This window comes from Agromyces terreus (assembly GCF_009749465.1).
GTDB lineage: Bacteria > Actinomycetota > Actinomycetes > Actinomycetales > Microbacteriaceae > Agromyces > Agromyces terreus.
In genome coordinates this window covers 233,226-257,353 of sequence record NZ_WBIS01000004.1, presented here as the reverse complement: position 1 = coordinate 257,353, position 24,128 = coordinate 233,226, and the positions used below count along the sequence as shown (strand labels likewise).

At 71.8% G+C, this 24,128-nt stretch carries 21 protein-coding genes; 12 read left to right on the top strand and 9 right to left on the bottom strand.

Annotated elements, in window-relative coordinates:
• Nucleotides 1-78 precede the first annotated feature (78 nt).
• Together GQQ92_RS11150 and GQQ92_RS11145 are read left to right on the top strand one after the other, a co-directional pair.
• Nucleotides 79-1,812 (top strand): ABC transporter ATP-binding protein, encoded by a 1,734-nt coding sequence (locus GQQ92_RS11150; RefSeq protein ID WP_156999329.1) that lies wholly within the window; start codon nucleotides 79-81, stop codon nucleotides 1,810-1,812.
• Nucleotides 1,809-3,905 carry an ABC transporter ATP-binding protein gene (locus tag GQQ92_RS11145; protein ID WP_156999328.1) on the top strand — a complete coding sequence of 699 codons (2,097 nt, stop codon included), beginning with the start codon at nucleotides 1,809-1,811 and terminating at the stop codon, nucleotides 3,903-3,905. The genes GQQ92_RS11150 and GQQ92_RS11145 overlap by 4 nt, the downstream gene beginning before the upstream one ends.
• A 24-nt stretch (nucleotides 3,906-3,929) precedes the next feature.
• Here the strand turns inward: GQQ92_RS11145 and GQQ92_RS11140 are convergent, their stop codons facing one another.
• Entirely contained in the window at nucleotides 3,930-5,186 is a 1,257-nt protein-coding gene (locus GQQ92_RS11140) for a serine hydrolase domain-containing protein (RefSeq protein ID WP_156999327.1), read from the bottom strand.
• Nucleotides 5,187-5,318: 132 nt separating this feature from the next.
• Between GQQ92_RS11140 and GQQ92_RS11135 the strand changes: the two genes are divergently transcribed.
• From GQQ92_RS11135 to GQQ92_RS11125, 3 genes are all read left to right on the top strand, one after another.
• Nucleotides 5,319-6,446, top strand: a complete 1,128-nt coding sequence (locus tag GQQ92_RS11135) for an alcohol dehydrogenase catalytic domain-containing protein (protein WP_156999326.1) — start codon at nucleotides 5,319-5,321, stop codon at nucleotides 6,444-6,446.
• 81 nt (nucleotides 6,447-6,527) lie between these two features.
• On the top strand, nucleotides 6,528-7,277 hold the full coding sequence (gene fabG / locus GQQ92_RS11130) for a 3-oxoacyl-ACP reductase FabG (protein ID WP_156999325.1): 750 nt from the start codon (nucleotides 6,528-6,530) through the stop codon (nucleotides 7,275-7,277).
• Nucleotides 7,274-7,735, top strand: coding sequence for a MaoC family dehydratase (locus tag GQQ92_RS11125; protein WP_156999324.1), 462 nt, complete (start codon nucleotides 7,274-7,276; stop codon nucleotides 7,733-7,735). The genes fabG and GQQ92_RS11125 overlap by 4 nt, the downstream gene beginning before the upstream one ends.
• Before the next feature lie 503 nt (nucleotides 7,736-8,238).
• Here GQQ92_RS11125 and GQQ92_RS11120 read toward each other — a convergent pair.
• Both GQQ92_RS11120 and GQQ92_RS11115 read right to left on the bottom strand, forming a co-directional pair.
• Nucleotides 8,239-9,495 (bottom strand): acetyl-CoA C-acetyltransferase, encoded by a 1,257-nt coding sequence (locus GQQ92_RS11120; RefSeq protein WP_156999323.1) that lies wholly within the window; start codon nucleotides 9,493-9,495, stop codon nucleotides 8,239-8,241.
• Between the two features lie 238 nt (nucleotides 9,496-9,733).
• On the bottom strand, nucleotides 9,734-10,966 hold the full coding sequence (locus GQQ92_RS11115) for an acyl-CoA dehydrogenase family protein (RefSeq protein WP_156999322.1): 1,233 nt from the start codon (nucleotides 10,964-10,966) through the stop codon (nucleotides 9,734-9,736).
• Between the two features lie 90 nt (nucleotides 10,967-11,056).
• Between GQQ92_RS11115 and GQQ92_RS11110 the strand changes: the two genes are divergently transcribed.
• The 6 genes from GQQ92_RS11110 to GQQ92_RS11085 all read left to right on the top strand — a co-directional run bounded on the left by GQQ92_RS11110 (nucleotide 11,057) and on the right by GQQ92_RS11085 (nucleotide 16,837).
• Nucleotides 11,057-11,701 (top strand): QsdR family transcriptional regulator, encoded by a 645-nt coding sequence (locus tag GQQ92_RS11110; RefSeq protein ID WP_156999321.1) that lies wholly within the window; start codon nucleotides 11,057-11,059, stop codon nucleotides 11,699-11,701.
• A complete protein-coding gene (locus GQQ92_RS11105) occupies nucleotides 11,701-12,147 on the top strand; it encodes an acyl-CoA thioesterase (protein WP_232057647.1) in 447 nt (148 codons plus the stop codon). The genes GQQ92_RS11110 and GQQ92_RS11105 overlap by 1 nt, the downstream gene beginning before the upstream one ends.
• A 290-nt stretch (nucleotides 12,148-12,437) precedes the next feature.
• On the top strand, nucleotides 12,438-13,532 hold the full coding sequence (locus tag GQQ92_RS11100) for a phosphotransferase family protein (protein ID WP_156999320.1): 1,095 nt from the start codon (nucleotides 12,438-12,440) through the stop codon (nucleotides 13,530-13,532).
• A gap of 2 nt (nucleotides 13,533-13,534) precedes the next feature.
• Nucleotides 13,535-14,743, top strand: coding sequence for an acyl-CoA dehydrogenase family protein (locus GQQ92_RS11095; protein ID WP_156999319.1), 1,209 nt, complete (start codon nucleotides 13,535-13,537; stop codon nucleotides 14,741-14,743).
• 186 nt (nucleotides 14,744-14,929) lie between these two features.
• The gene (locus GQQ92_RS11090) at nucleotides 14,930-16,468 is read left to right on the top strand and encodes an AMP-binding protein (RefSeq protein ID WP_232057654.1); all 1,539 of its coding nucleotides are present in this window, start codon (nucleotides 14,930-14,932) and stop codon (nucleotides 16,466-16,468) included.
• A gap of 99 nt (nucleotides 16,469-16,567) precedes the next feature.
• On the top strand, nucleotides 16,568-16,837 hold the full coding sequence (locus GQQ92_RS11085) for a hypothetical protein (RefSeq protein ID WP_156999317.1): 270 nt from the start codon (nucleotides 16,568-16,570) through the stop codon (nucleotides 16,835-16,837).
• A 96-nt stretch (nucleotides 16,838-16,933) separates the two neighbouring features.
• On the opposite strand, the gene GQQ92_RS11080 is transcribed toward GQQ92_RS11085, so the two are convergent.
• Genes GQQ92_RS11080 through GQQ92_RS11060 form a run of 5 tightly spaced genes read right to left on the bottom strand, consistent with a single transcriptional unit; the run spans nucleotide 16,934 to nucleotide 21,930 of the window.
• A complete protein-coding gene (locus GQQ92_RS11080; protein WP_156999316.1) occupies nucleotides 16,934-18,229 on the bottom strand; it encodes an ABC transporter substrate-binding protein in 1,296 nt (431 codons plus the stop codon).
• Between the two features lie 5 nt (nucleotides 18,230-18,234).
• Nucleotides 18,235-19,491, bottom strand: coding sequence for a branched-chain amino acid ABC transporter permease (locus GQQ92_RS11075; RefSeq protein WP_156999315.1), 1,257 nt, complete (start codon nucleotides 19,489-19,491; stop codon nucleotides 18,235-18,237).
• Nucleotides 19,488-20,366, bottom strand: a complete 879-nt coding sequence (locus GQQ92_RS11070) for a branched-chain amino acid ABC transporter permease (protein WP_156999314.1) — start codon at nucleotides 20,364-20,366, stop codon at nucleotides 19,488-19,490. Before GQQ92_RS11070 ends, GQQ92_RS11075 begins: the two co-directional genes overlap by 4 nt.
• A complete protein-coding gene (locus tag GQQ92_RS11065; protein WP_156999313.1) occupies nucleotides 20,366-21,133 on the bottom strand; it encodes an ABC transporter ATP-binding protein in 768 nt (255 codons plus the stop codon). The genes GQQ92_RS11070 and GQQ92_RS11065 overlap by 1 nt, the downstream gene beginning before the upstream one ends.
• Nucleotides 21,130-21,930: an ABC transporter ATP-binding protein gene (locus tag GQQ92_RS11060; RefSeq protein WP_156999312.1), complete on the bottom strand. Its 801-nt coding sequence runs from the start codon at nucleotides 21,928-21,930 to the stop codon at nucleotides 21,130-21,132. Before GQQ92_RS11060 ends, GQQ92_RS11065 begins: the two co-directional genes overlap by 4 nt.
• 157 nt (nucleotides 21,931-22,087) lie before the next feature.
• Here GQQ92_RS11060 and GQQ92_RS11055 point away from each other — a divergent pair, with 157 nt between their 5' ends.
• A complete protein-coding gene (locus GQQ92_RS11055; protein WP_156999311.1) occupies nucleotides 22,088-22,474 on the top strand; it encodes a DUF2510 domain-containing protein in 387 nt (128 codons plus the stop codon).
• An 88-nt stretch (nucleotides 22,475-22,562) separates the two neighbouring features.
• On the opposite strand, the gene GQQ92_RS11050 is transcribed toward GQQ92_RS11055, so the two are convergent.
• Nucleotides 22,563-24,083, bottom strand: a complete 1,521-nt coding sequence (locus GQQ92_RS11050; RefSeq protein ID WP_156999310.1) for a SulP family inorganic anion transporter — start codon at nucleotides 24,081-24,083, stop codon at nucleotides 22,563-22,565.
• Nucleotides 24,084-24,128 lie beyond the last annotated feature (45 nt).

The following is a 24,128-nucleotide window of genomic DNA, read 5'->3' as shown; positions in this document are numbered from 1 at the left end:
CCGCTCGCGCTGCGACACGACCCGTCGTGCCGCGACATCCGATCGATCCCCCGCCCTCACCGCCGCACCGGAGATGCCATGCTCGCAAAGCTCCTCGTCCGCTATCTGAAGCCGTACGTGTGGCTGCTCGTCGGGGTCCTGGTCTTCCAGATCCTCTCCGCGATCGCCACGTTCAACCTGCCCGACCTCAACGCCAAGATCATCGACAACGGCGTGGCCAAGGGCGACACCGAGTACATCTGGTCGACCGGGGCCGTCATGCTGCTCATCTCGCTCGGGCAGATCACCGCCTCGATCATCGCCACCTACTTCGCGGCGAAGGCCGCGATGCGGCTCGGCCGCGACATCCGCAACGACGTGTTCGAGAAGGTCAGCGCCTTCTCCGAGCGCGAGGTCTCGAAGTTCGGGCCCGGCTCGCTCATCACGCGCAACACCAACGACGTGCAGCAGGTGCAGATGCTCGCCATGATGGGCGCGACCATGCTCGTCACCGCGCCCATCCTCGCGATCGGCGGCATCTGGTTCGCGCTGCGCCAAGACGTCGGGCTCGGCTGGATCATCGCGGTCGCCGTGACCACCCTGCTCATCATCGCGACGATCATCGTCAGCCGCATGGTGCCGCTGTTCCGCGCCTTCCAGCACAAGCTCGACAACGTCAACCGCATCATGCGCGAGCAGCTCACCGGCGTGCGCGTCGTGCGCGCGTTCGTGCGCGAGCCCATCGAGGAAGAGCGCTTCCGCACCGCCAACACCGACATCATGGTCGTCGGCCGCAAGGTCGGCTCGCTGTTCGTGCTGCTCTTCCCGCTGTTCATGCTCGTGCTCAACGTGACCATCGTGGGCGTCGTCTGGTTCGGCGCCTTCGCCGTCGACGCCGGCGACGCGCAGATCGGCACGCTCTTCGCCTTCATGCAGTACGTCATGCTCATCCTCACCGGCGTGCTCATGGCGAGCTTCATGACGATCATGATCCCGCGCGCCGCGGTCTCGGCCGACCGCATCGCCGAGGTGCTCGACAGCACGAGCACCCTCGAGCGCCCCGCGAACCCCGTGCGCGTCCTGCCGACGCCCGGCACGATCGAGATGACGGATGTCTCGTTCACCTACCCGGGCGCCGACCAGCCCGTGCTCGACGGCATCGGGTTCTCTGCCGCGCGCGGCGAGACGGTCGCCATCGTGGGCTCCACGGGCGCCGGCAAGACCACGCTCGTCTCGCTCATCCCCCGCCTGTTCGACGCCACGGGCGGCTCCGTGGCCGTCGGCGGCGTCGACGTGCGGCAGGCCGACCTCGACGTGCTCTGGCGCTCGATCGGCCTCGTGCCGCAGCGCCCGTTCCTCTTCAGCGGCACCGTCGCCTCGAACCTCCGGTACGGGCGCGAAGAGGCCACCGACGACGAGCTCTGGCACGCGCTCGAGATCGCGCAGGGCCGCGACTTCGTCGAAGAGATGGAGGGCGGGCTCGGCGCCCGCATCGCCCAGGGCGGCACCAACGTCTCGGGCGGCCAGCGCCAGCGGCTCGCGATCGCCCGCGCGATCGTGCACCGCCCCGACGTGCTCGTCTTCGACGACTCGTTCTCGGCACTCGACCTCACGACCGACGCGAACCTGCGGCACGCGCTCTGGCGCGAGCTGCCCGAGGTGACCAAGATCGTCGTCGCCCAGCGCGTCTCCAGCATCACCGACGCCGACCGCATCGTCGTGCTCGACGACGGCGCGATGGTCGGCATCGGCACCCACGAGCAGTTGCTCGAGACATCCGACACCTATCGCGAGATCGTCGAATCCCAGCTCGGAGCGGAGGCAGCCCGATGACCACCGAACCCGCCCCCCAGATCTCCGAAGAGGAGAAGTACGAGCTCGAGCTCGCCGAGCAGGCTCGCCTGAACTCCGGCGACTGGGACAGCGTCGCACCCGGCAAGGCCTCGCAGTTCGGGCCCAGCTTCCGCCGCCTCATCGGCCGGCTGAAGCCCCACGCGCTCGCGTTCACCTTCGTCTCGATCCTCGGCGCCGCCGGCGTCGTGCTCGCCGTGATCGCCCCCAAGGTGCTCGGCGAGGCCACGAACGTGCTGTTCGCCGGCGTCATCGGCGGGCAGCTGCCCGCCGGGCTGAGCAACGCCGAGGCCGTCGAGTTCCTCCGGGCCGACGGCCAGGACGAGCTCGCCAACATCGTGCAGACCGCCGGCGCCGTGCCCGGCGAGGGCATCGACTTCGTCAAGCTCAGCCAGATCCTCATCGTCGTGCTGCTGCTCTACGTGGTGTCGGCCATCCTCACCTGGGTGCAGGGCTACGTCGTCAACGTGATCATGGTGCGCACCATGTGGCGCCTGCGCGAAGACGTCGAGGCCAAGCTCAACCGACTGCCCCTCAGCTACTTCGACAAGGTGCAGCGCGGCGAGCTCATCTCGCGCGTCACGAACGACATCGACAACATCACCCAGACGATGCAGCAGTCGCTGTCGGGCGCCATCACCGCCGTGCTCACCGTCGTGGGCGTGCTCATCATGATGTTCTCGATCTCGTGGCAGCTCGCGATCGTCGCGCTCGTGTCGCTGCCGCTCATGGGCGTGATCTTCGGCGTCATCGGCCCGAAGTCGCAGAAGGCGTTCGGCATCCAGTGGCGCAAGGTCGGCCGCCTCAACGCTCGCGTCGAGGAGTCCTTCTCGGGCCACGCGCTCGTCAAGGTCTTCGGCCGCGAGCAGGACTCGCACGAGAAGTTCAAGGCCGAGAACGAAGAGCTCTACCAGGCCTCGTTCAAGGCGCAGTTCCTCTCGGGCATCATCATGCCCGGCATGATGTTCATCGGAAACCTCACCTACGTCGGCATCGCGGTGCTCGGCGGCCTCATGGTCGCGAGCGGCCAGCTCCGCCTCGGTGACGTGCAGGCGTTCATCCAGTACTCGCAGCAGTTCACCCAGCCCCTGTCCGAGCTCGGCGGCATGGCCGCAGTCGTGCAGTCGGGCACAGCCTCGGCCGAGCGCGTGTTCCAGCTGCTCGACGCCGACGAGCAAGACCCCGACGCCGCCGACGCGCCCGAGCCCGTCTCGGGCGACGGCACCATCGAGTTCGACCACGTGTCCTTCTCCTACCTGCCCGAGCACCCGCTGATCCGCGATCTCTCGTTCCGGGTCGAGCCCGGCCAGACGGTCGCGATCGTCGGCCCGACCGGCGCGGGCAAGACGACGCTCGTGAACCTCATCATGCGGTTCTACGAGCTCGACGGCGGGCGCATCCTGCTCAACGGCCAGGACATCGCCGAGCTCACGCGACGCGACATGCGCGCGAAGACCGGCATGGTGCTCCAAGACCCGTGGCTGTTCGCCGGTTCCATCCGCGAGAACATCCGCTACGGGCGCGAGACGGCCACCGACGACGAGATCCTCGACGCCGCGCGGGCGACCTACGTCGACCGGTTCGTGCACTCGCTGCCCGACGGGTACGACACCGTGCTCGACGAAGAGGCGTCCAACGTCTCGGCCGGCGAGAAGCAGCTCATCACGATCGCCCGGGCGTTCGTGGCGCAGCCGTCGGTGCTCATCCTCGACGAGGCCACGTCGTCGGTCGACACCCGCACCGAGCTGCTCCTCCAGCACGCGATGGCGGCGCTGCGCGAGGGCCGCACCTCGTTCGTCATCGCGCACCGGCTCTCGACCATCCGCGACGCCGACCTGATCCTCGTGATGGAGCACGGCGACATCGTCGAGCAGGGCAGCCACGACGAGCTCATCGCCCGCGAGGGCGCGTACTGGCGTCTCTACAACTCGCAGTTCGAGCAGGCCGCGGCCGACCTCGACGCCGAGGAGGCGCTCGACCGGGGCGAAGACCCGGCGCTCGTCGGGGCTGCGACGGGTTCGGTCGAGGCCATCGACGGCGAGAGCGGTGCACCGGCGCCCGGAACGGACGCGTAGCGCGGGCTGACCGGCGCGGGTCGGTCAGGCCCGCGTCGTCGCGCCGAGCGAGGCGTACACGGCTCGGGTGTACGCGTCGCTGCGCGGCGACCCGATGATGCCCGGCGACATCCGATTCATCACGTACGCGAAGGTCATGCTCCGGTCGACGTCGTTGACGACGATCGAGCCGCCCCAGCCGCCCCAGAACGCGACGCGTCCCTCGGGGATCGAGGGCGTGCTCGCCGGGTTCGACACCGCGAAACCGAGGCCGAAGCGTAGCGGCAGGCCGAGCACGAGGTCGACGTTGTCGGTGTGCTCGGCGAAGATGCGGTCGATCGTCGCCGGCGAGAGCAGTCGCACGCCGTCGAGTTCGCCGCCGTTCGACACGAGCGCGTTGATGCGGGCCACCGAACGGGCGTTGCCCTGCCCGCCGGCTCCGCCGACGCCCGCGGCGCGCCACTCGCGCGTCCAGGTGACCTCGGCGTCGAGCGGCGGGCCGGTGTACGTCTTGAACGCGGGCGACTCGGGCGGCATCGCCGCGAAGTCGAGCTGGATCGGCGGCGGCGGCACCACGTTGCTGACCCGGTGGTCCTCGGACTCGGGCAGGCCGAGCCAGAAGTCCGCGCCGAGGGGACCGGCGATCTCCTCGGCGACGAACGCGCCGAGCGGGCGTCCGGTGATGCGGCGCACGAGCTCGCCCACCAGGTGGCCGTAGTCGAGCAGGTGGTAGCCGGATGCCGCGCCGGCCGGCCACCACGGCGGCTGCGCCGCGAGACGCGCGGACGCGGCATCCGCATCGAGGATGTCGGCGCCCGTGATCGGCTGCGCCCAGCCCGAGACGCCCGAGCTGTGCATGAGCACGTGCTTGACGAGCACGCCCTCCTTGCCGGCGGCGGCGAACTCGGGCCAGTAGTGGGCGACGGGACGTTCGGGGTCAAGCTCGCCGCGGTCGATCAGCACGAGTGCGGCGAGCGCCGTCACGGTCTTCGAGATCGACCACACGTTCGTGATCGTGTCGCGCTGCCACTCGCGTTCATGCGCCGGGTCGGCCCAGCCGCCCCAGAGGTCGACGACCGGCTCGCCGTCGACGATCACGGCGAGGGATGCCCCGAGCTCGTCGCCCGAGGCGAGCCGGCGTTCGAACTCGTCGCGGAGGCCGGCGAAGTCCTCGTGCACGTGGCCGTGGACGGGCGCGTCGGCAGGCGTGGGGACGCCGGCAGGCCGGGTATCGGCGGGCGAGGGGGTGGCGGCTGGCGCTGCGCCGGCGCGCGACGGGTCGGCGGGTGTGGGAAGGCTCATCGTCGAGGCTCCTCGGTCGGTGGCGGCCGGATCGAACGGGTGTCCGCGGCTCAATTCGCCAGCATACCGCGCGGTCGGTATGCTTGTCACGAGCGGCGTCGCGACGACCCGCCCGGCCGTCGAGGAGGACGCATGCAGATCACCGGTGCGGTGCTCGAGACCACGGGCGCGGGCGCGCCCTTCACCCGGTCGCACCCGTTCACCGTCGGCCCGCTCGAACTCGACCCGCCCGGCCCCGGCGAACTCCTCGTGCGCATCGAGGCCGCGGGCGTCTGCCACTCCGACCTCAGCGTCGTCGACGGCAACCGCGTGCGGCCCATGCCGATGCTGCTCGGCCACGAGGCATCCGGCATCGTCGAGCAGCTCGGCGACGGCGTCACCGACCTCGCCGTCGGCACCCGCGTGGTCATGACGTTCCTGCCGCGCTGCGGCGACTGCGACGGATGCCGCACCGACGGCCGGCTGCCCTGCGAGGTGGGCTCGGCCGCGAACGGCGCCGGCACGCTCGTCGGCGGCGGCATGCGCCTGCACCGCGACGGCGAACCCGTGCACCACCACCTCGGCGTGAGCGGATTCGCCACGCACGCGGTCGTGCACCGCACCTCGGTCGTGCCGGTCGAGGCCGACGTGCCGCCCGACATCGCCGCGCTGCTCGGCTGCGCGGTGCTCACCGGAGGCGGCGCGGTCGTCAACGCCGGCCGGCCCGCCCCCGGCGAGCGCGTGATCGTCGTCGGCCTCGGCGGCGTCGGCATGGCCGCGCTCCTCGTCGCCGTCGCGCTCGGCCACGAGGTCGTCGGCGTCGACGCGGTGCCCGGCAAGCTCGACCTCGCCCGCGAGCTCGGCGCCGCCGACGCGCGATCGCCGCAGGACGCGATGGCGGATGCCGCGCTGCGGGCGCCCGTCGTGATCGAGGCCGCCGGCTCGGCCCGCGCCTTCGAGACCGCGTTCGCGCTGACCGCCCCCGGCGGCACCACCGTCACCGTCGGCCTGCCTGCACTCGACGCGCGGGCGAGCCTCGCACCGCTCACCTTCACCGCCGAGGCGCGAACCGTCATCGGCAGTTACCTCGGCTCCGCGGTGCCGAGCCGCGACATCCCCCGCTACGTCGACCTCTGGCGCAGCGGCCGACTGCCGCTGGAACGCCTCGTCTCCTCGCGTATCGCGCTCGACGGCATCGAGGCCGCCATGGACCGGCTCGCCGACGGCGGGGAACTCCGCCAGCTCATCGAGTTCGAGGCATCCGGAACCGAGACGACATGAACCCGCACGCCGCGAGCCGAGGCATCCCGAACCGAGACATCCGCCGCATCACCCATCGCACCTGACCGAGAGGACCCCAGCATGACCCGCACCGCCATCGTCACCGGAGCCGCGCGCGGCATCGGCGCCGCCACCGCCCGCCGCCTCGCCGCCGACGGGCACGCCGTCGCCATCGTCGACCTCGTCGAGGAGCAGGCGGCCGAGACCGCGCAGGCCATCACCGCCGACGGAGGCACCGCCATCGGCATCGGGGCGGATGTCTCCGACGCGGGCGCGGTGACGGCCGCCGTCGACCGGGTGACCGCCGAGCTCGGCGCGCCCACGATCCTCGTGAACAACGCCGGCATCCTGCGCGACAACCTGCTGTTCAAGATGAGCGAGTCCGACTGGGATGCCGTGATGAACGTGCACCTGCGCGGCGCGTTCCTCATGTCGCGCGCCGTGCAGGCGCACCAGGTCGAGGCGAAGTGGGGCCGCATCGTGAACCTCTCGTCGACCTCGGCGCTCGGCAACCGCGGGCAGGCGAACTACGCCGCGGCCAAGGCCGGCATGCAGGGCCTCACCAAGACCCTCGCGATCGAACTCGGCCGGTACGGCGTCACCGCGAACGCCGTGGCGCCCGGCTTCATCGAGACCGACATGACCCGGGCGACCGCCGAGCGCATGGGCGTGCCGTTCGACGCGTTCGTCGACGCGATGGTGAAGGAGATCCCGGTGGCCCGCAGCGGCCGGCCCGAGGATGTCGCGGCCGCCGTCTCGTTCTTCTGCTCCGAGGGTGCCGGCTTCGTGTCGGGCCAGGTGCTCTACGTGGCGGGCGGGCCGAGGGCATGAGCGCGCGATTCGCCTCCCCCGACGCCCTGCTGGATGCCGCGGGCGCGCCGCTCGGCCCCGGCGACTGGTTCGAGATCGACCAGGCCCGTATCGACGCGTTCGCCGAGGCCACCGAGGATCGCCAGTGGATCCACGTCGACGTCGAGCGCGCGACCGCCGGACCGTTCGGCGGGCCGATCGCCCACGGATTCCTCACGTTGTCGCTGCTGAGCTTCCTCGCGGCCCCCCTGCTCGACGTCGACGGCGTCGCGATGGGCGTGAACTACGGCTTCGAGAGGGTGCGGTTCCTGCAGCCCGTCGCCGTCGGCTCGCGCGTGCGCGCGGTCGGCACGATCGGGTCGGCCGAGCTCACCTCGACCGGCGTTCGCGTCGTGCAGGACCTCACGATCGAGATCGACGGATCCGACAAGCCCGCGCTCATCGCGCAGTGGGTGACCCTGCTCGTGCCCGCGGCCTGACGGAGCGCGCGTCGCCGCCCGAGTGCGGAATCGGCGCCCGAGTGCCCGATCGGGGCCACCGATCCGGCACTCAGGCGCCGAAATGCGTCGGGAAGGCCGGGTCACGAGCCGGCGCTACGCGAACGGTCGAGGGGTGCGGCCGCCAGGGTGCCCGGAGAACGCCGAACCGGACACCGATCGGCGCTGGAGTGCGCGATCGGTGCGCGAGTGCGTGATCGGCGCCGGAGTGCGCGAACGGTGCCGGAGTGCGCGAACGGTGCCGGAGTGCGTGAACGGCGCCGGAGTGCGTGAACGGTGCCGGAGTGCCCGATCGGGGCCGCCGATCCGGCACTCTGGCGCCGAAATGCGGTGTCCGTTTGCGTACGGAGGTGCGCGGGTGCGCGGGTGCGCGCGACGGGCGAGGACCGGGCGCGGGAAGGCGGGTCTCGAGGCGGCTGCCCGCTGCGCTCGCGGGCTCCGACCGGCGAGGGCGGACGGCGTGGGCGGGCGCAGCGGGCGGCGGGTCAGACGCGCTCGAGCACGAGGGCCATGCCCTGGCCGCCGCCGACGCACATCGTCTCGAGCCCGTAGCGGCCGCCGGTCGCGGCGAGCCCGTTGATGAGGGTCGACGTGATGCGGGCGCCGGTCATGCCGAACGGGTGTCCGACGGCGATGGCGCCGCCGTGCACGTTGAGGCGCTCCTCGTCGATGCCGAGCTCGCGCGCCGACGGGATCACCTGGGCGGCGAACGCCTCGTTGAGCTCGACGAGGTCGATGTCGTCGATCGAGAGTCCGGCGCGGGCGAGGGCCCGGCGCGAGGCCTCGACGGGTCCGAGTCCCATGATCTCGGGCGAGAGCCCCGAGACGCCGGTCGACACGATGCGGGCCAGTGGCTGCAGGCCGAGCTCGTCGACGATGCGGTCGCTGACCACGACGACCGCTGCGGCGCCGTCGTTCAGGGGGCAGCAGTTGCCGGCGGTCACCGTTCCGTCGGGGCGGAACACCGGGTCGAGCCCGGCGAGTGCCTCAACGGTGACGCCCGCGCGCGGGCCGTCGTCGGCCGAGACGACCGTGCCGTCCGCGAGCGTGACGGGCGTGATGTCGTTCGCCCAGAAGCCCGACGCGATCGCCGCCTCGGCGCGCTGCTGGCTGCGGGCGGCGAAGGCGTCCTGCTCCTCGCGGGTGACGCCGCGCAGCTCCGCGACGTTCTCGGCCGTCTGACCCATGGCGATGTACGCGTCGGGCAGCAGCCCGTCTTCACGTGGGTCGCGCCAGGGGCGGAGGCTCGCGGCATCCGGCTCGCCCGCGGCATCCGCCCCGCCCGCGGCACGCGCAGCCGTGCGCGCCTCGGCGTCGTCGAAGCGGGGGTTGGTCAGCTTCGCGCCCGGGATGTAGTCGCTCGACCCGACGCCCATGTTCGAGACCGACTCGACACCGGCCGAGACGAACACGTCGCCTTCTCCGGCCTTGATCGCGTGGAACGCCATGCGCGTCGTCTGCAGGCTCGACGAGCAGTAGCGATTCACGGTGGTGCCGGGCAGGCCGTCGAGCCCGAGCAGCACGGCCACGATGCGGGCCATGTTCATGCCCTGCTCTCCGCCGGGCTGTCCGCAGCCGAGCAGCAGATCCTCGACGCGCGCGGGGTCGAGCGCGGGCACCTGGGCGAGCGCGGCCTCGACCATCTGCACGGTCAGGTCGTCGCCGCGGATGCCGGCGAGCGACCCCTTGCGGGCGCGGCCGATGGGCGAGCGGGCGGTGGCGACGATGTAGGCCTCGGTCATGAGGTTGTCCTCTCAAGCTGGTGGGGCGGGTGCGGGTGTGCGGATTCGAGTGCGCGGGGCGGATGCCTCGGGGCCGGGCGAGGGTCTCGAGACGGCGCTGGCGCGCCTCCTCGACCGGCGGGAGTGCTGGGGCGCCTCCTCGACCGGCGGCGGGAGCGGGTTGGTCTCGAGACGGCGCTGGGGCGCCTCCTCGACCGGCGGGAGTACAGCGCGCCTCCTCGACCGACGGGACCGGCGCTCAGACGAAGGCGGCGATGCCGGTGATGGCGCGGCCGACGATGAGCGTGTTCATGTCGTACGTGCCCTCGAACGTGTAGACGGCCTCGGCGTCGGCGAAGAACCGGGCGGCGCCGTGGTCGAGCTGGATGCCGTTGCCGCCCATGAGCTCGCGGCTGCGGGCGACGACCTCGCGCATCTTCTTCGTCGCGAAGGCCTTGGCCATGGCCGAGTGGTGGTCCTTCTGGGCGTCTTCGTCGAGCATCTCGCTGACCCGCACGCAGAGCGCAATCGAGGCCGTGATGTCGGCGAGCGAGTCGGCGAGCTTCTGCTGCACGAGCTGGAACGACGCGATCGGCTTGCCGAACTGCACCCGGGTCTTCGCGTAGGCGAGGGCGGCCTCGTAGGCGCCGACCGCGACGCCGATGGCCTGCCACGCGACATCCGCCCGCGTCAGGCGCAGCACGATCGCGACGTCGCGGAAGCCGTGGATCTCCTGCAGGCGATCGGACTCGGGCACGATGACGTCCTCGAGCACGATGTCGGCGTTCTCGACGGCGCGCAGCGACTGCTTGCGCTCGATCTTCGTGGCCGTGAAGCCCGTGGCGGGCTGGCGCACGAGGAACCCCTTGACCTGGTCGTCGGCCGTGTCGCGCGCCCAGATGACGACGACGTCGGCGAAGGTGGCGTTGCCGATCCAGCGCTTGGCGCCGTTCAGCACCCACTCGTCGGCGCCGTCGGCGTTCGTGCGCCGGGTCGCCGTGGTCTCCAGGCCCTTCGCCGTGTCGGAGCCGTGCAGCGGCTCGGTGAGGCCGAACGCGCCGATGAGCTCGCCGCGGGCCATGGGCTCGAGCCACTCGGACTTCTGCTCGGGCGAGCCGCCGACGGCGATCGCGTTCATCGCGAGGCCCGAGTGCACGCCGATGAACGTCGCGGTCGACGGGTCGACGCGCGCGATCTCGAGGGCGATCCAGCCGCGGTACACGGCCGAGTTCTCAAAGTGGGCGACCTCGGGGATGCCGGAGCCGAAGAGGCCGAGCTCGGCGAAGCCGGGGATCAGGTGGCGCGGGCTCGTCGTCGCCTCCCAGCGGTCGTCGGCGCCGGGGCGCACCTCGCGTTCGAGGTAGTCGCGGATCTCGGCGACCGAGATCTGCTCGGCCTCCGTGAGCCGGCGCTGGAAGCCGTAGAAGTCGGCGTCGAGCACGTCGGCGGGGGCCGTGGCGGCCTGGGACTGGGGGTCGAGTGTGAGCGTCATCGCTTCTCCGTTCGTCGGTGAACACGTCCACTATGCATCATTTTCCAGAATGTTGCATGTGAATCCTCGGAGGCGGGTTAGAGTTCCGACATGCCGACGACGAGCGCCCCCACCCACGAGATCGCCGAGATCGGCCTGCGCGCGGCACCGTCCTGGCTCTCCGAACGGCTCGCCGACGGCGCCCACGCCGACGCCGTGCGCGCGTTCGACCTCGCCCGCGAGACCTTCATCGACGGCCGGCGCATCGACATGGGCGCGCTTGCGACCCGCCTCGGCGTCGACCGCACGTCGCTGTTCCGCTGGGTCGGCAACCGCGACGCGCTGCTCAGCGAGGTGCTCTGGTCGCTCGCCGTTCCCACGCTCGTGCTCTCGGAGCACGCGACCGAGTCGCTGCACGGCGCCGAACGCGTGGCCGAACAGCTCTCGAGCTTCGCGGGCGCGCTGATCAGTGCCGACTACTTCCGCGACTTCCTGCGCCGCGAACCCGCCCGCGCGCTGCGGCTGCTCACCACGACCGAGAGCGAGATCCAGCGCCGCTACGTCGCGACCGCGCGCTGGCTCGTCGAGCGAGAACTCGGCGAGCGCCCCCTCGGCGGCGCGATCACGCCCGACGAACTCGCCTACCTTCTGGTGCGCGTCTCGGAGTCGTTCACCTACGCCGACCTCATCGCCGGCGACACCCCGAGCGAGACGCGGGCCCGGCGCGCGTTCCGCATCCTGCTACGGGCCGACTGATGGGCGAGCGGATGCCCCAGCCCGCCGTCACCCGGCCGCATCGCCCCGAGCGACGGCCGTTCACGACCCGCTGGAACGACAACGACCAGTACGGGCACGTGAACAACACCGTCTACTACGAGGCGATGGACACGGCCGTCAACACGTGGATGATCGAGCACGCCGGCCTCGACCCCCATGGCGACGCCCCGATCGGGCTCGTCGTGTCGTCGAGCTGCGAGTTCCGCGCGTCGGCGAGCTTTCCCGAGCCGCTCGAGGTCGCGCTCGGCATCGAACGGCTCGGCTCGTCGAGCGTGACGTGGTCGCTCGGCATCCACCGCGCGGGCGACGACGAGCCGCTGGCCGAGGGCCGCTTCGTGCACGTCTTCGTGGATGCCGCGACCCGCCGCCCCGTGCCGATTCCCACCGGCATCCGCTCGGCCATCGAGTCCCGCCTGCTCGCCTGAGCCGCACGCCAGGCCGCCGCCCGCCAGACCGACCCTTGCCCGCGCCCTGTGCACTTTTCAGGAGACCCTCGCCGATCGGGGGCCGAAACGCGCGCGTGAGCGACGAAAACGGCCCGCTTCGCCACACCCCCTCCTGAAAAAGGTCTCAGCAACGGGGCGCGCGGGTGTCGCGACATCCGGTTCGCGCACATACCGACCGCGCGGTATGCTGATGCGACGGGCCGGTCGACGACCACCCGGAACGGCACCTCGCGGTGCGGCACCACGGCGGTGCAGGAAGGCGATCGACGATGACCGACACCCCAGGGCTGAACCTCGCGGGCTTCTCCGCGTGGCTCGCCGAGGCGCACCCCGAGCTCGTCGCCGCGACGCCGGCCGCCCCGCTCACGGCCACGCTCATCGCCGGGGGCCGCAGCAACCTCACGTACCGCGTCGACGGGCCGGCCGTGCCGCTCATCGTGCGCCGCCCGCCGCTCGGGCACGTGCTCGCGAGCGCCCACGACATGGGCCGCGAGCACCGCGTGATCAGCGCGCTGGCGGGGTCGGGCGTGCCGGTGCCGCCGGCGGTCGACCTCGTCGACGATTCCGAGGCCGGGCGGGTCACCGGCACCGCGTTCTTCGTGATGCGCGTCGTCGAGGGCGTCGTGCTCGCGAGCCCCCGCCAGAACGCCGACTACACGCCCGCGGGCCTGCACGGGCTCGGACTCGCCTTCGCGGAGACGCTCGCCCGCCTGCATGCGGTCGACGCGGCATCCGTCGGCCTCGCCGACTTCGGGCGCCCAGACGGCTACCTCGACCGGCAGCTGCGCACCTGGCGCCGGCAACTCGAGGCCTCGCGCAGCCGCGACCTGCCCGAGCTCGACCGACTGCAGCAGCGACTGGAGGAGCGGATGCCTCCCGCGGGCGGCATCCGGAGCGGCATCGTGCACGGCGACTACCGCCTCGACAACGCGATCATCGCCGGGCCGGCCGACGCGCCCCGCATCGCGGCGATCCTCGACTGGGAGATGGCCACGCTCGGCGACCCGCTCGTCGACCTCGGCATGCTCGGCATGTACTGGAACATCGCCTCGCTCGCGCCCGACGCGGTCGGCCTCACGCGCAGCGCCGTCGATCCGGCGGCCGGGTACCCCGAGTTCGACGAGCTCGTCGACTGCTACGCGCACGCCGCCGGCATCCGCACGCCCGACCTCACCTGGTACCGGGCGTTCGCGGCGTACAAGCTCGCCGTGATCCTCGAAGGCATCCACTACCGCTACCGGCAGGGGCAGACCCTCGGCGAGGGGTTCGACCGCATCGGCCAGCTCGTCGAGCCGCTCGCGAGCACCGGACTGTCGCACACGACCGACTCACCGACCACGCCCGCCACGACCACAGGAGCCTGACCATGGACTTCAGCCACGACGCCCGCACGCTCGCCCTCATCGACCGGGTCGAGGCGTTCGTGCGCGACCGGGCGATCCCGGCCGAGCCGGTGCTCGACGAGCAGCTCGCGGCGACGCCCGACGAGTGGCGGTTCCGCCCCGTCGTCGGCGAACTGCGCACGGCCGCCCGTGCCGAGGGCCTGTGGAACCTGTTCCTGCCGGGCGAGCGCGGCGCGGGCCTCACGAACTTGCAGTACGCGCCGCTCGCGGAGGCCACGGGCTGGTCGCCGCGCCTCGCGCCGGTCGCGATGAACTGCGCGGCGCCCGACACGGGCAACATGGAGGTGCTGGCCGACTTCGGCACGCCCGAGCAGCAGCGCGAGTGGCTCGATCCGCTGCTCGCGGGAGACATCCGCTCGTCCTTCTGCATGACCGAGCCCGAGGTCGCGTCGAGCGACGCGACGAACATCGCGACCCGCATCCGCCGCGACGGCGACTCGTACGTGATCAGCGGGCGCAAATGGTGGTCGACGGGCGCGATGAGCCCGGATGCCGCGATCTTCATCGTCATGGGCCAGACCGATCCGGATGCCGCACGCCACCGCCGGCAGTCGATGATCCTCGTGCCGCGCGACGCCCCCGGCGTCACCGTCGTGCGAGGGCTGAGCGTGTTCGGATACGACGACCGCGACCACGGCGGCCACGCCGAGATCGTGTTCGACGACGTGCGCGTGCCCGCGTCGAACCTCATCGCGGGCGAGGGCGACGGCTTCGCGATCGCGCAGGCGCGGCTCGGGCCCGGCCGCATCCACCACTGCATGCGCGCGCTCGGCATGGCCGAACGCGCCCTGTCGCTCGTGCGGGAGCGCGCGAACAGCCGCGTCGCGTTCGGGCGCACGCTGGCCGAGCAGGGCGTCGTGCGCGAGTGGGTCGCCGAGTCGCGCATCCAGGTCGAGTCGCTGCGCCTGCTCGTGCTGAAGACCGCCTGGCTCATGGACACGGTCGGCAACCGGCAGGCGATGACCGAGATCCAGTCGATCAAGATCGCCGTGCCGCGCGCGGTGCAGCAGATCCTCGACCGGGCGATCCAGGTCTTCGGCGCTGCGGGCGTCTCGAGCGACGCCCCGCTCGCCGAGATGTTCGCCGGGGCGCGCGTGCTGCGCCTGGCCGACGGCCCCGACGAGGTGCACCTGAGCGCCCTCGGCAAGGCCGAACTCCGCACGCCCCGCTGACCGCAGCACCACCGCGCCGCCATCACGGCACCCATCAATGACGATGAAAGGAACTCCCCGATGACTTCGACGACCCGCACCGAGCCCCGCACCGAGCCCCGCACCGAGGCCCGCACCCCGCCCCGCACCCACGCCCCCGACCCCGCCGTCGACGGCGACGGCTTCGGCACCCTCTCGGTCGCGAGCATGCTCGCCGAGTCCGCCGTGCGCACGCCGACCCGGCCGGCCCTGCACTTCATGGGACGCACCATCGACTACGGCACGCTCTGGGACGAGAGCCGCGCCTACGCGGGCGCCCTGCGCGATCGGGGCATCGGCCGCGGCGACCGGGTCGCGATGCTCGTGCCGAACGTGCCCGACTTCCCGCGCGTGTACTACGCCGCCCTCGCCCTCGGCGCCGTGGTCGTGCCCGTGCACCTGCTCTTCAAGGCCGAGGAAATCGCGTACGTGCTGCGCGACTCGGGCGCCGACGTGCTCATCGCCGCCGGACCGCTGCTCGTCGAAGCCGTGCCCGCCGCGGCATCCGCCGGCGTGCCGCTCGTGACCGTGCTCACGCCGCCCGTCGAGTCCGGCGGCCCCGACCTGCCCCGCCTCGAGGCGGAGGCCGCGGCATCCGCCCCCATCGAACGCCACGTGTCGGTGCGACCGACGGATGCCGCGACGATCCTCTACACGAGCGGCACGACCGGTACGCCGAAGGGCGCCGTCGGCTCGCACCTCGCGATCGTCGAGCAGGTGCACTGCGCGCTCATCGACGCGTTCGACATGCGCGCGGACGACGTGGTGTTCGGCGGGCTGCCGCTGTTCCACACGTTCGGGCAGACGGCGGTCATGAACATCGCGTTCCGCAAGGGCGCGTCGATCATCCTGCTGCCGAAGTTCGACCCCGACCAGGCGCTCGACCTCATGAACGCGCACGGCGCCACGGTCTTCACCGCGGTGCCGACGATGTTCGTCGGCATGGTCGAGGCCGCCGCCCGCGCCGACTCCACACCCCCGCTGCGCTACGCCGTCTCGGGCGGCGCGGCCCTGCCCGTCGCGCTGCTCGAGGCGTTCGAGCGCGCGTACGGCGCCGAGGTGCACGAGGGGTACGGACTCACCGAGACCTCCCCCACGGTGTCGTTCAACATGGTCGGCGAGCCCATCCGCCCCGGCACCGTCGGACGCACCTACTGGGGCATCGACGCGGCGATCGCCGACTCCGAGATCGAGGGGCGCATCGTGTTCCTCGACGGGCCCGAAGCCCTCGGCGAGATCGTCGTGCGCGGCCACAACCTCTTCAAGGGCTACCTCGGGCGCCCGGATGCCTCAGCCGAGGCCGTGGTCGACGGCTGGTTCCGCACGGGCGACCTGGGCACCATCGTCGACGGCATCATCACGATCGTCGACCGCAAGAAGGACATGATCGTGCGCAACGGCTACAACGTGTACCCGACCGAGGTCGAGGCCGTGATGATGCGGCATCCGGATGTCGCCATGGCCGCCGTCTTCGGCGTCGCCGACGACACCCACGGGCAGGAGGTGCACGCCGCGGTGGTCGCCCTCGACGGGCACGAGGTCGACCCCGAGGCGCTCGTCGCGTTCACCCGCGAGCGCATCGCCGCCTACAAGTACCCGCGCGTGGTGCACGTCACGGACTCCCTGCCGCTCGGCGGCAGCGGCAAGGTGCTGAAGCGCCAGCTCGTCGAGCAGTACTCGCCGGTCACGGCGCCGGACGCGCGCTGACGCGCCGCCGCTCGCGGACACGAATGGTCGCTTCCGAGCCGCGGAAGCGACCATTCGTGTCCACGGCACATTGCCGACACCGACGCGAGAGAATGAAGCATGTCCTCTTCTGTCGAACACCGCTCGAACCCGACCGCCTGGGCCGCCTTCTGGGTCGCGCTGGCGGGTCTCGTCCTCATGCCCATCCCGCTGTTCATCGGCCTGATCGTCGGCGGCGGCCTCTCGGTCATCGCCGCGATCCTCGCCGTGATCGGCCTCCTGAAGGGGCTCGCCCGCGGCGGCAAGGGCATCGCGCCCGTCGTGTTCGCGGCGATCTTCATCGCGCTCACGTGGGGCGGCATCTCGATCGGCGGCGGCACGATCTGGTAGAGCCCCGATAGCGCCGCTGACCCCGGCAGACCACGCGGAACGGCGGATGCCCCGGGCCGGTCGGGCCCGAGACATCCGCCGTTCTCATGCTCGAGGCTATGACGTGGGGACGCCGTCATTCTCGAGCGGCACGGCGTCGCCGTCGTAGGGTTCGACGCCGCCGTCTCCATCGCTCACGTAGGTCACGCCGATGAAGTCCTGCACGCCGGCGGTGACGGTCGTGATCGACACGCCCTTGTACGCGGAGTGGCTGTCCGAGCCGAAGGCGAGCGGCACGAGGCCGTTGCCGACGAGGTCGCCCGACGCGATGGCGTCGACGATGCCCTGCCGCGTCGGGTTGTCGCCGGCCTTCGCCAGGGCTTCGGCGAAGAGGTAGCCGACCGACATGCCGAACACGGTGTTGCCGTCGAACGGGGCGCCGTCGTTGTAGTCGTCGTTGATCTGGCGGAACAGGTCGTCCCACTCGTTACCCGGCGCGTAGGGCAGGTAGTTCGTCGTGACGAAGCCCTCGAGGAGCAGCGGGGCGGCCTCGCCGAGGAATCCGGCCAGGGTCACGTAGTCGCCGCCCGACGACGACGACATCCACTGCGCCTGGTAGCCGAGCTTGGCGGCCGTGCCGATCGCGAGGGCGGTGAAGCCGTTGACGGTCGCGAGCATGTTCACCTCGCAGCCGGCGGCCTGCATGGCGCCGATCTGGGCCACGACGTCCTGGTTCGACACCGAGTAGCGCTGCACGCTCGCGAGCGAGCCCTCGCCGAGCACGTTCTCGAGGCCCTCGAGGAACTCGTCGCCGAAGTCGTCGTCCTGCCCGAGCATGCAGACCGACTGGCCCGCGAACTCGTCGTCGGCGTACTGCGCGAGCGCCTCGGCCTCGGTGACGTAATCGGCGTTGAACCCGAAGGTCCACGGGTACTCCTCGGGCTGGTTCCAGCTCGTCGACCCGGATGCCACGAACAGGTCGGGCACCTCGTTCTGGTTGAGGTAGTCGAGCACGGCGGTGTGCGTGGGCGTGCCGAGGCCGTTGAGGATCGCGAAGACCTCGTCGTCCTGCACGAGCTCGCGCACCACGGTCTGCGTGTTGGCCGGGTTGTACCCGTCGTCCTTGACGAGGTACTCGATCTCGCGGCCGTTCACGCCGCCGTTCTCGTTGAGGTACGCGAAGTACGCCGTGGTCGCGGCCGAGATCGACGAGTAGCCGGCGGCGGCCGGGCCGGTGAGCGGCTGGTGGGTGCCGATCGTCACGGTGTCGTCGGTGACGCCTGGCGCGGCCTCGGCGGGGTCGCCGCCGCCGCTGGGGGTGCTGCAGGCGCTCATCGCGAGCAGCAGGGCGGATGCCGCGGACACCGCCGCGACGGTGCGGCGGGGTGCGGAGCGGGTTGGTGCGTGGGACATGACGGTCACCTCTCTGTTGTGGTGGGGATGGGTTCTGCTGCGGAATCGGTGCGAGGTTCGAGGTCGGAGTCCGCGGCGACGGCCGCGTCGGGGCCCGCGGCGGGAGCAGCGGCGGCCCGCGGCATCCGCTTCGAGAACAGCCGCTTCGGCAGCGTCGCGCGGATGCCGCCGGGCCACGCCGCGGTCACGACGATGAGCAGCACGCCGAACACGAGCACGGGCAGGTTGCCGGTGAGGCGCTGGGCGGCGTCGGCCGAGAGGTCGAGCGCGCCGGTCGCGGTCTGGATGAGCCAGGGCAGCATGACGATCACGATGGATCCGAGGAACGCGCCGAGCAGGCTCCCGAGTCCGCCGATGACGACGGCGACGAGGAGCAGCAGCGAGAACGCGAGCGTGTACGCGCCGGGGCTGACCGATTGGGTGACGAAGCAGAGCACCGCGCCGCCCGCGCCCGCGGTGACCGAGCTGGCGGTGAACGCGAGGACCTTGACGCGGCCGGCGCGCACGCCCTGCAGGCGGGCGGCGGTCTCGTCGTCGCGCACGGCGCGCATGCGCAGCCCCGCGCGGCCGTTGCGGAGTGCCGCGAGCCAGGTCACGAACACGGCGGCCACGAGGATCGCGACCCACGCCTGCCACTGCTCGACCGCGATGATCCGGCGCAGCACCTCGGGCACCCCGTCGTACGCGATCTGCACGCCCTGGTCCCCGCGGAACACCCCCGAGAACACCGAGGTGAACGCGGGCAGCGCGATGACGAGCACGAGCGTGACGCCCGAGAGGTACGGCCCCTTGAGGCGCGCTGCGGCGAGGCCGAGCAGGAGCCCCAGCAGAGCGGATGCCGCGGCCGCCGCCGCGAGCGAGACCACGAACCTCGGCACGCCGTCGACGCCCGCGTCGGTCAGCGCGTTCGCGGTGAGCGCGTAGCCGTAGCCGCCCGCCGCCATGAGCGCGGCGTGCCCGAGCGAGAGTTGGCCGGTGAGGCCGATGAGCAGGGTGAGCCCGGCGGTCGCGCAGAACGTCGCCGCGATGAGGGCGAACTGGTAGTTGCGGTACGGGTCGAGCAGGAAGGTCGCGCCGATCGCGACGAGCGTGAGCACGAGGGCCGTGACGAGCAGGCGGGGCGTCGAGCGGCGTCGGCGCTCGCGCGGGGCGCGGATGCTCGTGGTGAGCGGCCCGCTCGTGCGCGGCGACGGGGTCGCGGCCTCGATGCCGGCCGGGGGCGTTGCGGATGCCGCGGGGCGGGCGTTCGTGTCGGCGCTCATGCGGTCCTCGCCTCGGTCGTCGCGAAGAGGCCGCCCGGCCGCACGAGCAGCACGGCCACGAGCAGCACGAGCACCGCGATCGGGGCGACGGTCGCGCCGAGGTATCCGGTGACGAGGCTGATGAGCACCCCGACGGCGAGGCCGCCGATGAGCGCGCCCGGCGGGGAGTCGAGCCCGCCGACGACCGCGACCGTGAAGGCCGAGACGAAGAGCATGTCGGCCGAGTGCGGGTTGAGTCCGAGTTCGGTGGGCACGAGCAGCAGGGCGGCGAGCGCGCCGACGGCGGAGGCGAGCACCCATCCGGCGGTGACCATGCGCGTCACGCGCACGCCGAGCAGACGTGACACCTCGGGGGCGAACGCCGAGGCCCGCAGTTGCAGCCCGAGCGAGGTGCGCGTGAAGAGCAGGGCGAGCACGCCCATGAGCCCGACGGCGAGGATCAGCACGAACAGGTCGTACGGCGAGAGCACCGGAACCCCGCCGATCACGATGGGCGACTCCGAGAAGGGCGCCTCCATGGGCCGGGTGTTCGAGCCGAACGCGATGCCGAGCGCCGACTGCAGCACCATGACGACGCCGATCGCGATGATGACGCCCGACAGCGGCGAGGCGTGGCTCGCGAAGCGCATCACGCCGCGTTCGACGACGAGGCCCATGAGCCCGCCCGCGACGAGCGCGCTCGCGAGGCCGATCCAGTACGAGCCGGTGAGCCCCGTGACCGCGAAGGCGACGTAGACGGCGACGACCGCCATCGCCCCCTGGGCGAAGTTCACGACGCGGGCGGCGCGCCAGATGAGCACGAGGGCGAGGGCGAACAGCGCGAAGATCGCGCCGCGCGCGAGGCCGGTGGCGAGGAGGAAGAGGAGGCGGTCCATCAGAATCCCAGGTAGGCGTGGCGGAGGGCGGAGTCGGTGCGGAGGTCTTCGGCCGGGCGGTCGGCGACGACCTCGCCGAGGTTCAGCACGACGCCGTGGTCGGCGACGGCGAGCGCGCTCGTGACGTTCTGCTCGGCGAGCAGCACGGTGAGGCCGCGCTCGTCGCGCAGGCCGCGCAGCACGGCCATGATCTGGGCGACCACGCGGGGCGCAAGCCCGAGCGAGGGCTCGTCGAGCAGCAGCACGCGCGGCTCCGCGATGATGGCGCGGCCGAGGGCGAGCATCTGCCGCTCGCCGCCCGACAGCTGGTGCCCGGCGGCGCGGCGACGGCGCGCGAGCGGCTCGAACATGCCGTAGATCCCGTCGACGGCGGCCGTGAGCCGGCGCCCGCGGAACCGCTGCAGCCCGCCGAGCCGCAGGTTCTCGTCGACGGTCAACTCGGCGACGACGCTGCGCCCCTCGGGCACCTGCGCGAGTCCGGCGCGGGCGCGGTCCTCGACGGAGACGCCGGCGAGGTCGACCCCGTCGAACACGATGCGGCCGGATGCCGCGGGCAGGAGCCCCGACACCGTGCGCAGCAGGGTGGTCTTGCCCGCGCCGTTCGCGCCGAGCAGCGCGACGATCGTGCCGGCCGGAACCCGCACGTCGACGCCGCGCAGCACCGGAGCCCCGCCGTAGCCGACGGTGAGCCCCTCGAGGCGCAGTTCGGCGCCGGTCCGCTCGGCGGCACGGAGGGCGCCGCGGGCATCGGTTCGTTCGGCGCTCATGCGGCCGGCTCGATTCCGAGGTACGCCTCTTCGACGCGAGGGTCGGCGCGCACCTCGTCGGGGGTGCCGCAGGCGATGACCCGGCCGAAGTCGAGGACGACGATGCGGTCGGCGACGCCCATGACGAAGTCGACGTGGTGCTCGACGAGGAGCACCGAGCATCCGGATGCCGCGACCTCGCGCACCACCTCGGCGAGCGTGTCGATGTCCTCCTCGCCGAGCCCGCCCGCCGGCTCGTCGAGCAGCAGCAGATCGGGGTCGGTCACGAGGGCCCGAGCGAGGGCGACGCGCTTGCGCTCGGGGTAGGGCAGGGCGGCGACCGGCACGGCGGCGAGGTGGGCGATGCCGAGCCGGCCGAGGCATCCGCTCGCCTGCTCGGCGGCATCGCCCCGGCGACCGCGACCGCCGGCACCCGACCGCGCCTCGAGGGGAACGAGCACGTTCTCGAGCACGCTCATCGAGTCGAAGAGGCCGAGGCCCTGCAGCGTGCGCGCGACGCGACGCCCGACGAGACCGGTCGGGCGCGCGGGCGCCGGTGCGCCGTCGATGCGCATGTCGCCGGCGGCCCGGCGCACGAGCCCGCTGATCGCGTTGAAGACCGTGGTCTTGCCGGCGCCGTTGGGGCCGATGAGGGCGACGACCTCGCCGCGGCCCACCTCGAACGACACGTCGTCGAGCGCGGTGAGCCCGCCGAATCGCACGGTCAGGCCGTCGACCCGCAGCCGCGGTTCGGGAACGGATGGTGCAGCGGATGCGGCGGTGGAGGTCTGCTCCGCGTCGCTCGGCGTGTGGTTCATCGGCACCTCTTCGTGTCGGTTTCAGGTCACTGTACAACAGATACCGACCAGACGGTATGTCCGATTCGCAATCGTGATCGGCGCCACGGCTGACGGCGGCCGTCGATACGCTGGCACCCCGAGGGCCCCAAGGGCCCGCAGAAGAATGAGGAGCCCCATGGCTGAGACGCAGGCCGGTTGGTACGACGACGGATCTGGCACGATGCGCTGGTGGGACGGCCAGAAGTGGACCGAGTCCGTGCAGCCGCCCGCGCCCAAGACCGGCGGTCTCGAGGGCATGATCAGCCGGGCGCAGGCCGACGCCGTCTCAGGCGCGCAGCCTCGTCCGGCCCCCGCGGGCATGAGCTACGTGGTGCTGCAGGTGGTGCTCAAGGAGAAGTTCTTCGGCACGGGTTCGGGCAACCTCACCGAACTCGAGAAGGTCATCAACAAGCAGGCCGCCCTCGGCTACCGCCTGCACACGATCACGACGGCGTCCTCGGGCAGCGGCGGGTTCGGCGGCGGAGACCGCATCCAGGCGACGCTGGTGTTCGAGCGCCTCTGACGCCGGCGGGCGGGCGCGCCGCAGCACGGCCGTCGGGCGGGCGTGCAGCCGTCCGCGGCGCAACCGCCCGCGGCGCAGTGCCCGCGGCTCAGTGCCCGGCGCCGAGGTTTCCGGCGAGACGCGTGTGCATGCGCGCGCTGGCCTCGTTCATGCCCTTGATCACCGCGGTCTTGCCGTGCTGGGCGTACTTCGTGGTGATCGAGTCGAGCGCGGCGACGGTCGAGGCGTCCCACACGTGCGACCGCGAGAGGTCGATGACGACGCGCTCGGGGTCGTCGGCGTACTCGAACTGGGTGGTGAGGTCATTGCTCGATGCGAAGAAGAGCTCGCCGGTGACGACGTAGTGCGCGGTCGGCTCCTCGGCCTCGAGGTCGACGGTGCGCTCGACCGAGGCGAAGTGGGCCACGCGACGCGCGAACACGATCATCGCGGCCACGACACCGATGACGACCCCGATGGCGAGGTTGTGGGTGATGACGACCACGACGACCGTGAGCACCATGACGAGGGTCTCGCCCAGCGGCATCCGCTTCAGGGTCGACGGGCGGATGCTGTGCCAGTCGAACGTGCCGACCGAGACCATGACCATCACCGCGACGAGCGCCGCCATCGGGATGACCGCGACGATGTCGCCGAGCACGAGCACGAGGATCAGCAGGAACACGCCCGCGAGGAAGGTCGAGATGCGTGTGCGCGCTCCCGACGCCTTCACGTTGATCATCGTCTGGCCGATCATGGCGCATCCGCCCATGCCGCCGAACAGGCCCGAGAGGATGTTCGAGACGCCCTGGCCGAGCGACTCGCGGGTCTTGCGCGAGTGGGTGTCAGTGATCTCGTCGACGAGCTTGGCCGTCATGAGCGACTCCATGAGGCCGACGAGCGCCATGGCGAGCGCGAACGGCGCGATGGTCTGGAAGGTCTCCCACGTGAGCGGCACGTTCGGGATGAACAGCTCGGGCAGGCTCTGCGGCAGCTCGCCCTGGTCGCCGACGGTCGGGACATTGGCGGCCGTCACGACGGTGGCCACCGTGATGAGCACGATCGCCACGAGCGGCGCCGGCACCACCTTGGTCAGGCGCGGCATGAACACCATGATCAGGATGCCGACCGCGACGAGCGGGTAGACGAGCCACGGCACGCCGATGAGGTTCGGCAGCTGGGCCGTGAAGATGAGGATCGCGAGCGAGTTGACGAAGCCGATCATGACGCTGCGCGGGATGAAGCGCATGAGCTTCGCGACGCCGAGCAGTCCCAGCACCACCTGGAACACGCCGGCGAGCATCACGGTCGCGATGAAGTAGTCCATGCCGTAGTCGCGGGCGACCGGCGCGATCACGAGCGCGACCGCGCCCGTGGCCGCGGTGATCATCGCGGGGCGGCCGCCGAGGAACGCGATCGACACGGCCATGATGAACGAGGAGAACAGGCCGACGCGCGGGTCGACGCCCGCGATGATCGAGAACGAGATCGCCTCGGGGATGAGGGCCAGGGCGACCACGAGGCCGGCGAGCACCTCGCGGGTCAGGATCTTCGGGCTGCGCAGCGCCGTCAGCACCGACGGGTTCGGTGCGTATCGTGCCGCGTCGACGGCCTGCTCGGTTCTGGGCACGGTGCAGCTCCCTCGAAGAGGTGGGGCGGGTGGGGAAGCTCCCAC

Bases quoted from the DNA above. Each gene is read 5' to 3' on its own strand.
- GQQ92_RS11100 (WP_156999320.1), top strand. From the start codon at position 12,438: ATGACCGACACCCCAGGGCTGAACCTCGCGGGCTTCTCCGCGTGGCTC.
- GQQ92_RS11140 (WP_156999327.1), bottom strand. From the start codon at position 5,186: ATGAGCCTTCCCACACCCGCCGACCCGTCGCGCGCCGGCGCAGCGCCA.
- GQQ92_RS11125 (WP_156999324.1), top strand. From the start codon at position 7,274: ATGAGCGCGCGATTCGCCTCCCCCGACGCCCTGCTGGATGCCGCGGGC.
- GQQ92_RS11105 (WP_232057647.1), top strand. From the start codon at position 11,701: ATGGGCGAGCGGATGCCCCAGCCCGCCGTCACCCGGCCGCATCGCCCC.
- GQQ92_RS11110 (WP_156999321.1), top strand. From the start codon at position 11,057: ATGCCGACGACGAGCGCCCCCACCCACGAGATCGCCGAGATCGGCCTG.
- GQQ92_RS11150 (WP_156999329.1), top strand. From the start codon at position 79: ATGCTCGCAAAGCTCCTCGTCCGCTATCTGAAGCCGTACGTGTGGCTG.
- GQQ92_RS11090 (WP_232057654.1), top strand. From the start codon at position 14,930: ATGCTCGCCGAGTCCGCCGTGCGCACGCCGACCCGGCCGGCCCTGCAC.
- GQQ92_RS11080 (WP_156999316.1), bottom strand. From the start codon at position 18,229: ATGTCCCACGCACCAACCCGCTCCGCACCCCGCCGCACCGTCGCGGCG.
- GQQ92_RS11060 (WP_156999312.1), bottom strand. From the start codon at position 21,930: ATGAACCACACGCCGAGCGACGCGGAGCAGACCTCCACCGCCGCATCC.
- GQQ92_RS11095 (WP_156999319.1), top strand. From the start codon at position 13,535: ATGGACTTCAGCCACGACGCCCGCACGCTCGCCCTCATCGACCGGGTC.
- GQQ92_RS11120 (WP_156999323.1), bottom strand. From the start codon at position 9,495: ATGACCGAGGCCTACATCGTCGCCACCGCCCGCTCGCCCATCGGCCGC.
- GQQ92_RS11115 (WP_156999322.1), bottom strand. From the start codon at position 10,966: ATGACGCTCACACTCGACCCCCAGTCCCAGGCCGCCACGGCCCCCGCC.
- GQQ92_RS11055 (WP_156999311.1), top strand. From the start codon at position 22,088: ATGGCTGAGACGCAGGCCGGTTGGTACGACGACGGATCTGGCACGATG.
- GQQ92_RS11070 (WP_156999314.1), bottom strand. From the start codon at position 20,366: ATGGACCGCCTCCTCTTCCTCCTCGCCACCGGCCTCGCGCGCGGCGCG.
- GQQ92_RS11065 (WP_156999313.1), bottom strand. From the start codon at position 21,133: ATGAGCGCCGAACGAACCGATGCCCGCGGCGCCCTCCGTGCCGCCGAG.
- GQQ92_RS11145 (WP_156999328.1), top strand. From the start codon at position 1,809: ATGACCACCGAACCCGCCCCCCAGATCTCCGAAGAGGAGAAGTACGAG.
- GQQ92_RS11085 (WP_156999317.1), top strand. From the start codon at position 16,568: ATGTCCTCTTCTGTCGAACACCGCTCGAACCCGACCGCCTGGGCCGCC.
- GQQ92_RS11135 (WP_156999326.1), top strand. From the start codon at position 5,319: ATGCAGATCACCGGTGCGGTGCTCGAGACCACGGGCGCGGGCGCGCCC.
- fabG (WP_156999325.1), top strand. From the start codon at position 6,528: ATGACCCGCACCGCCATCGTCACCGGAGCCGCGCGCGGCATCGGCGCC.
- GQQ92_RS11075 (WP_156999315.1), bottom strand. From the start codon at position 19,491: ATGAGCGCCGACACGAACGCCCGCCCCGCGGCATCCGCAACGCCCCCG.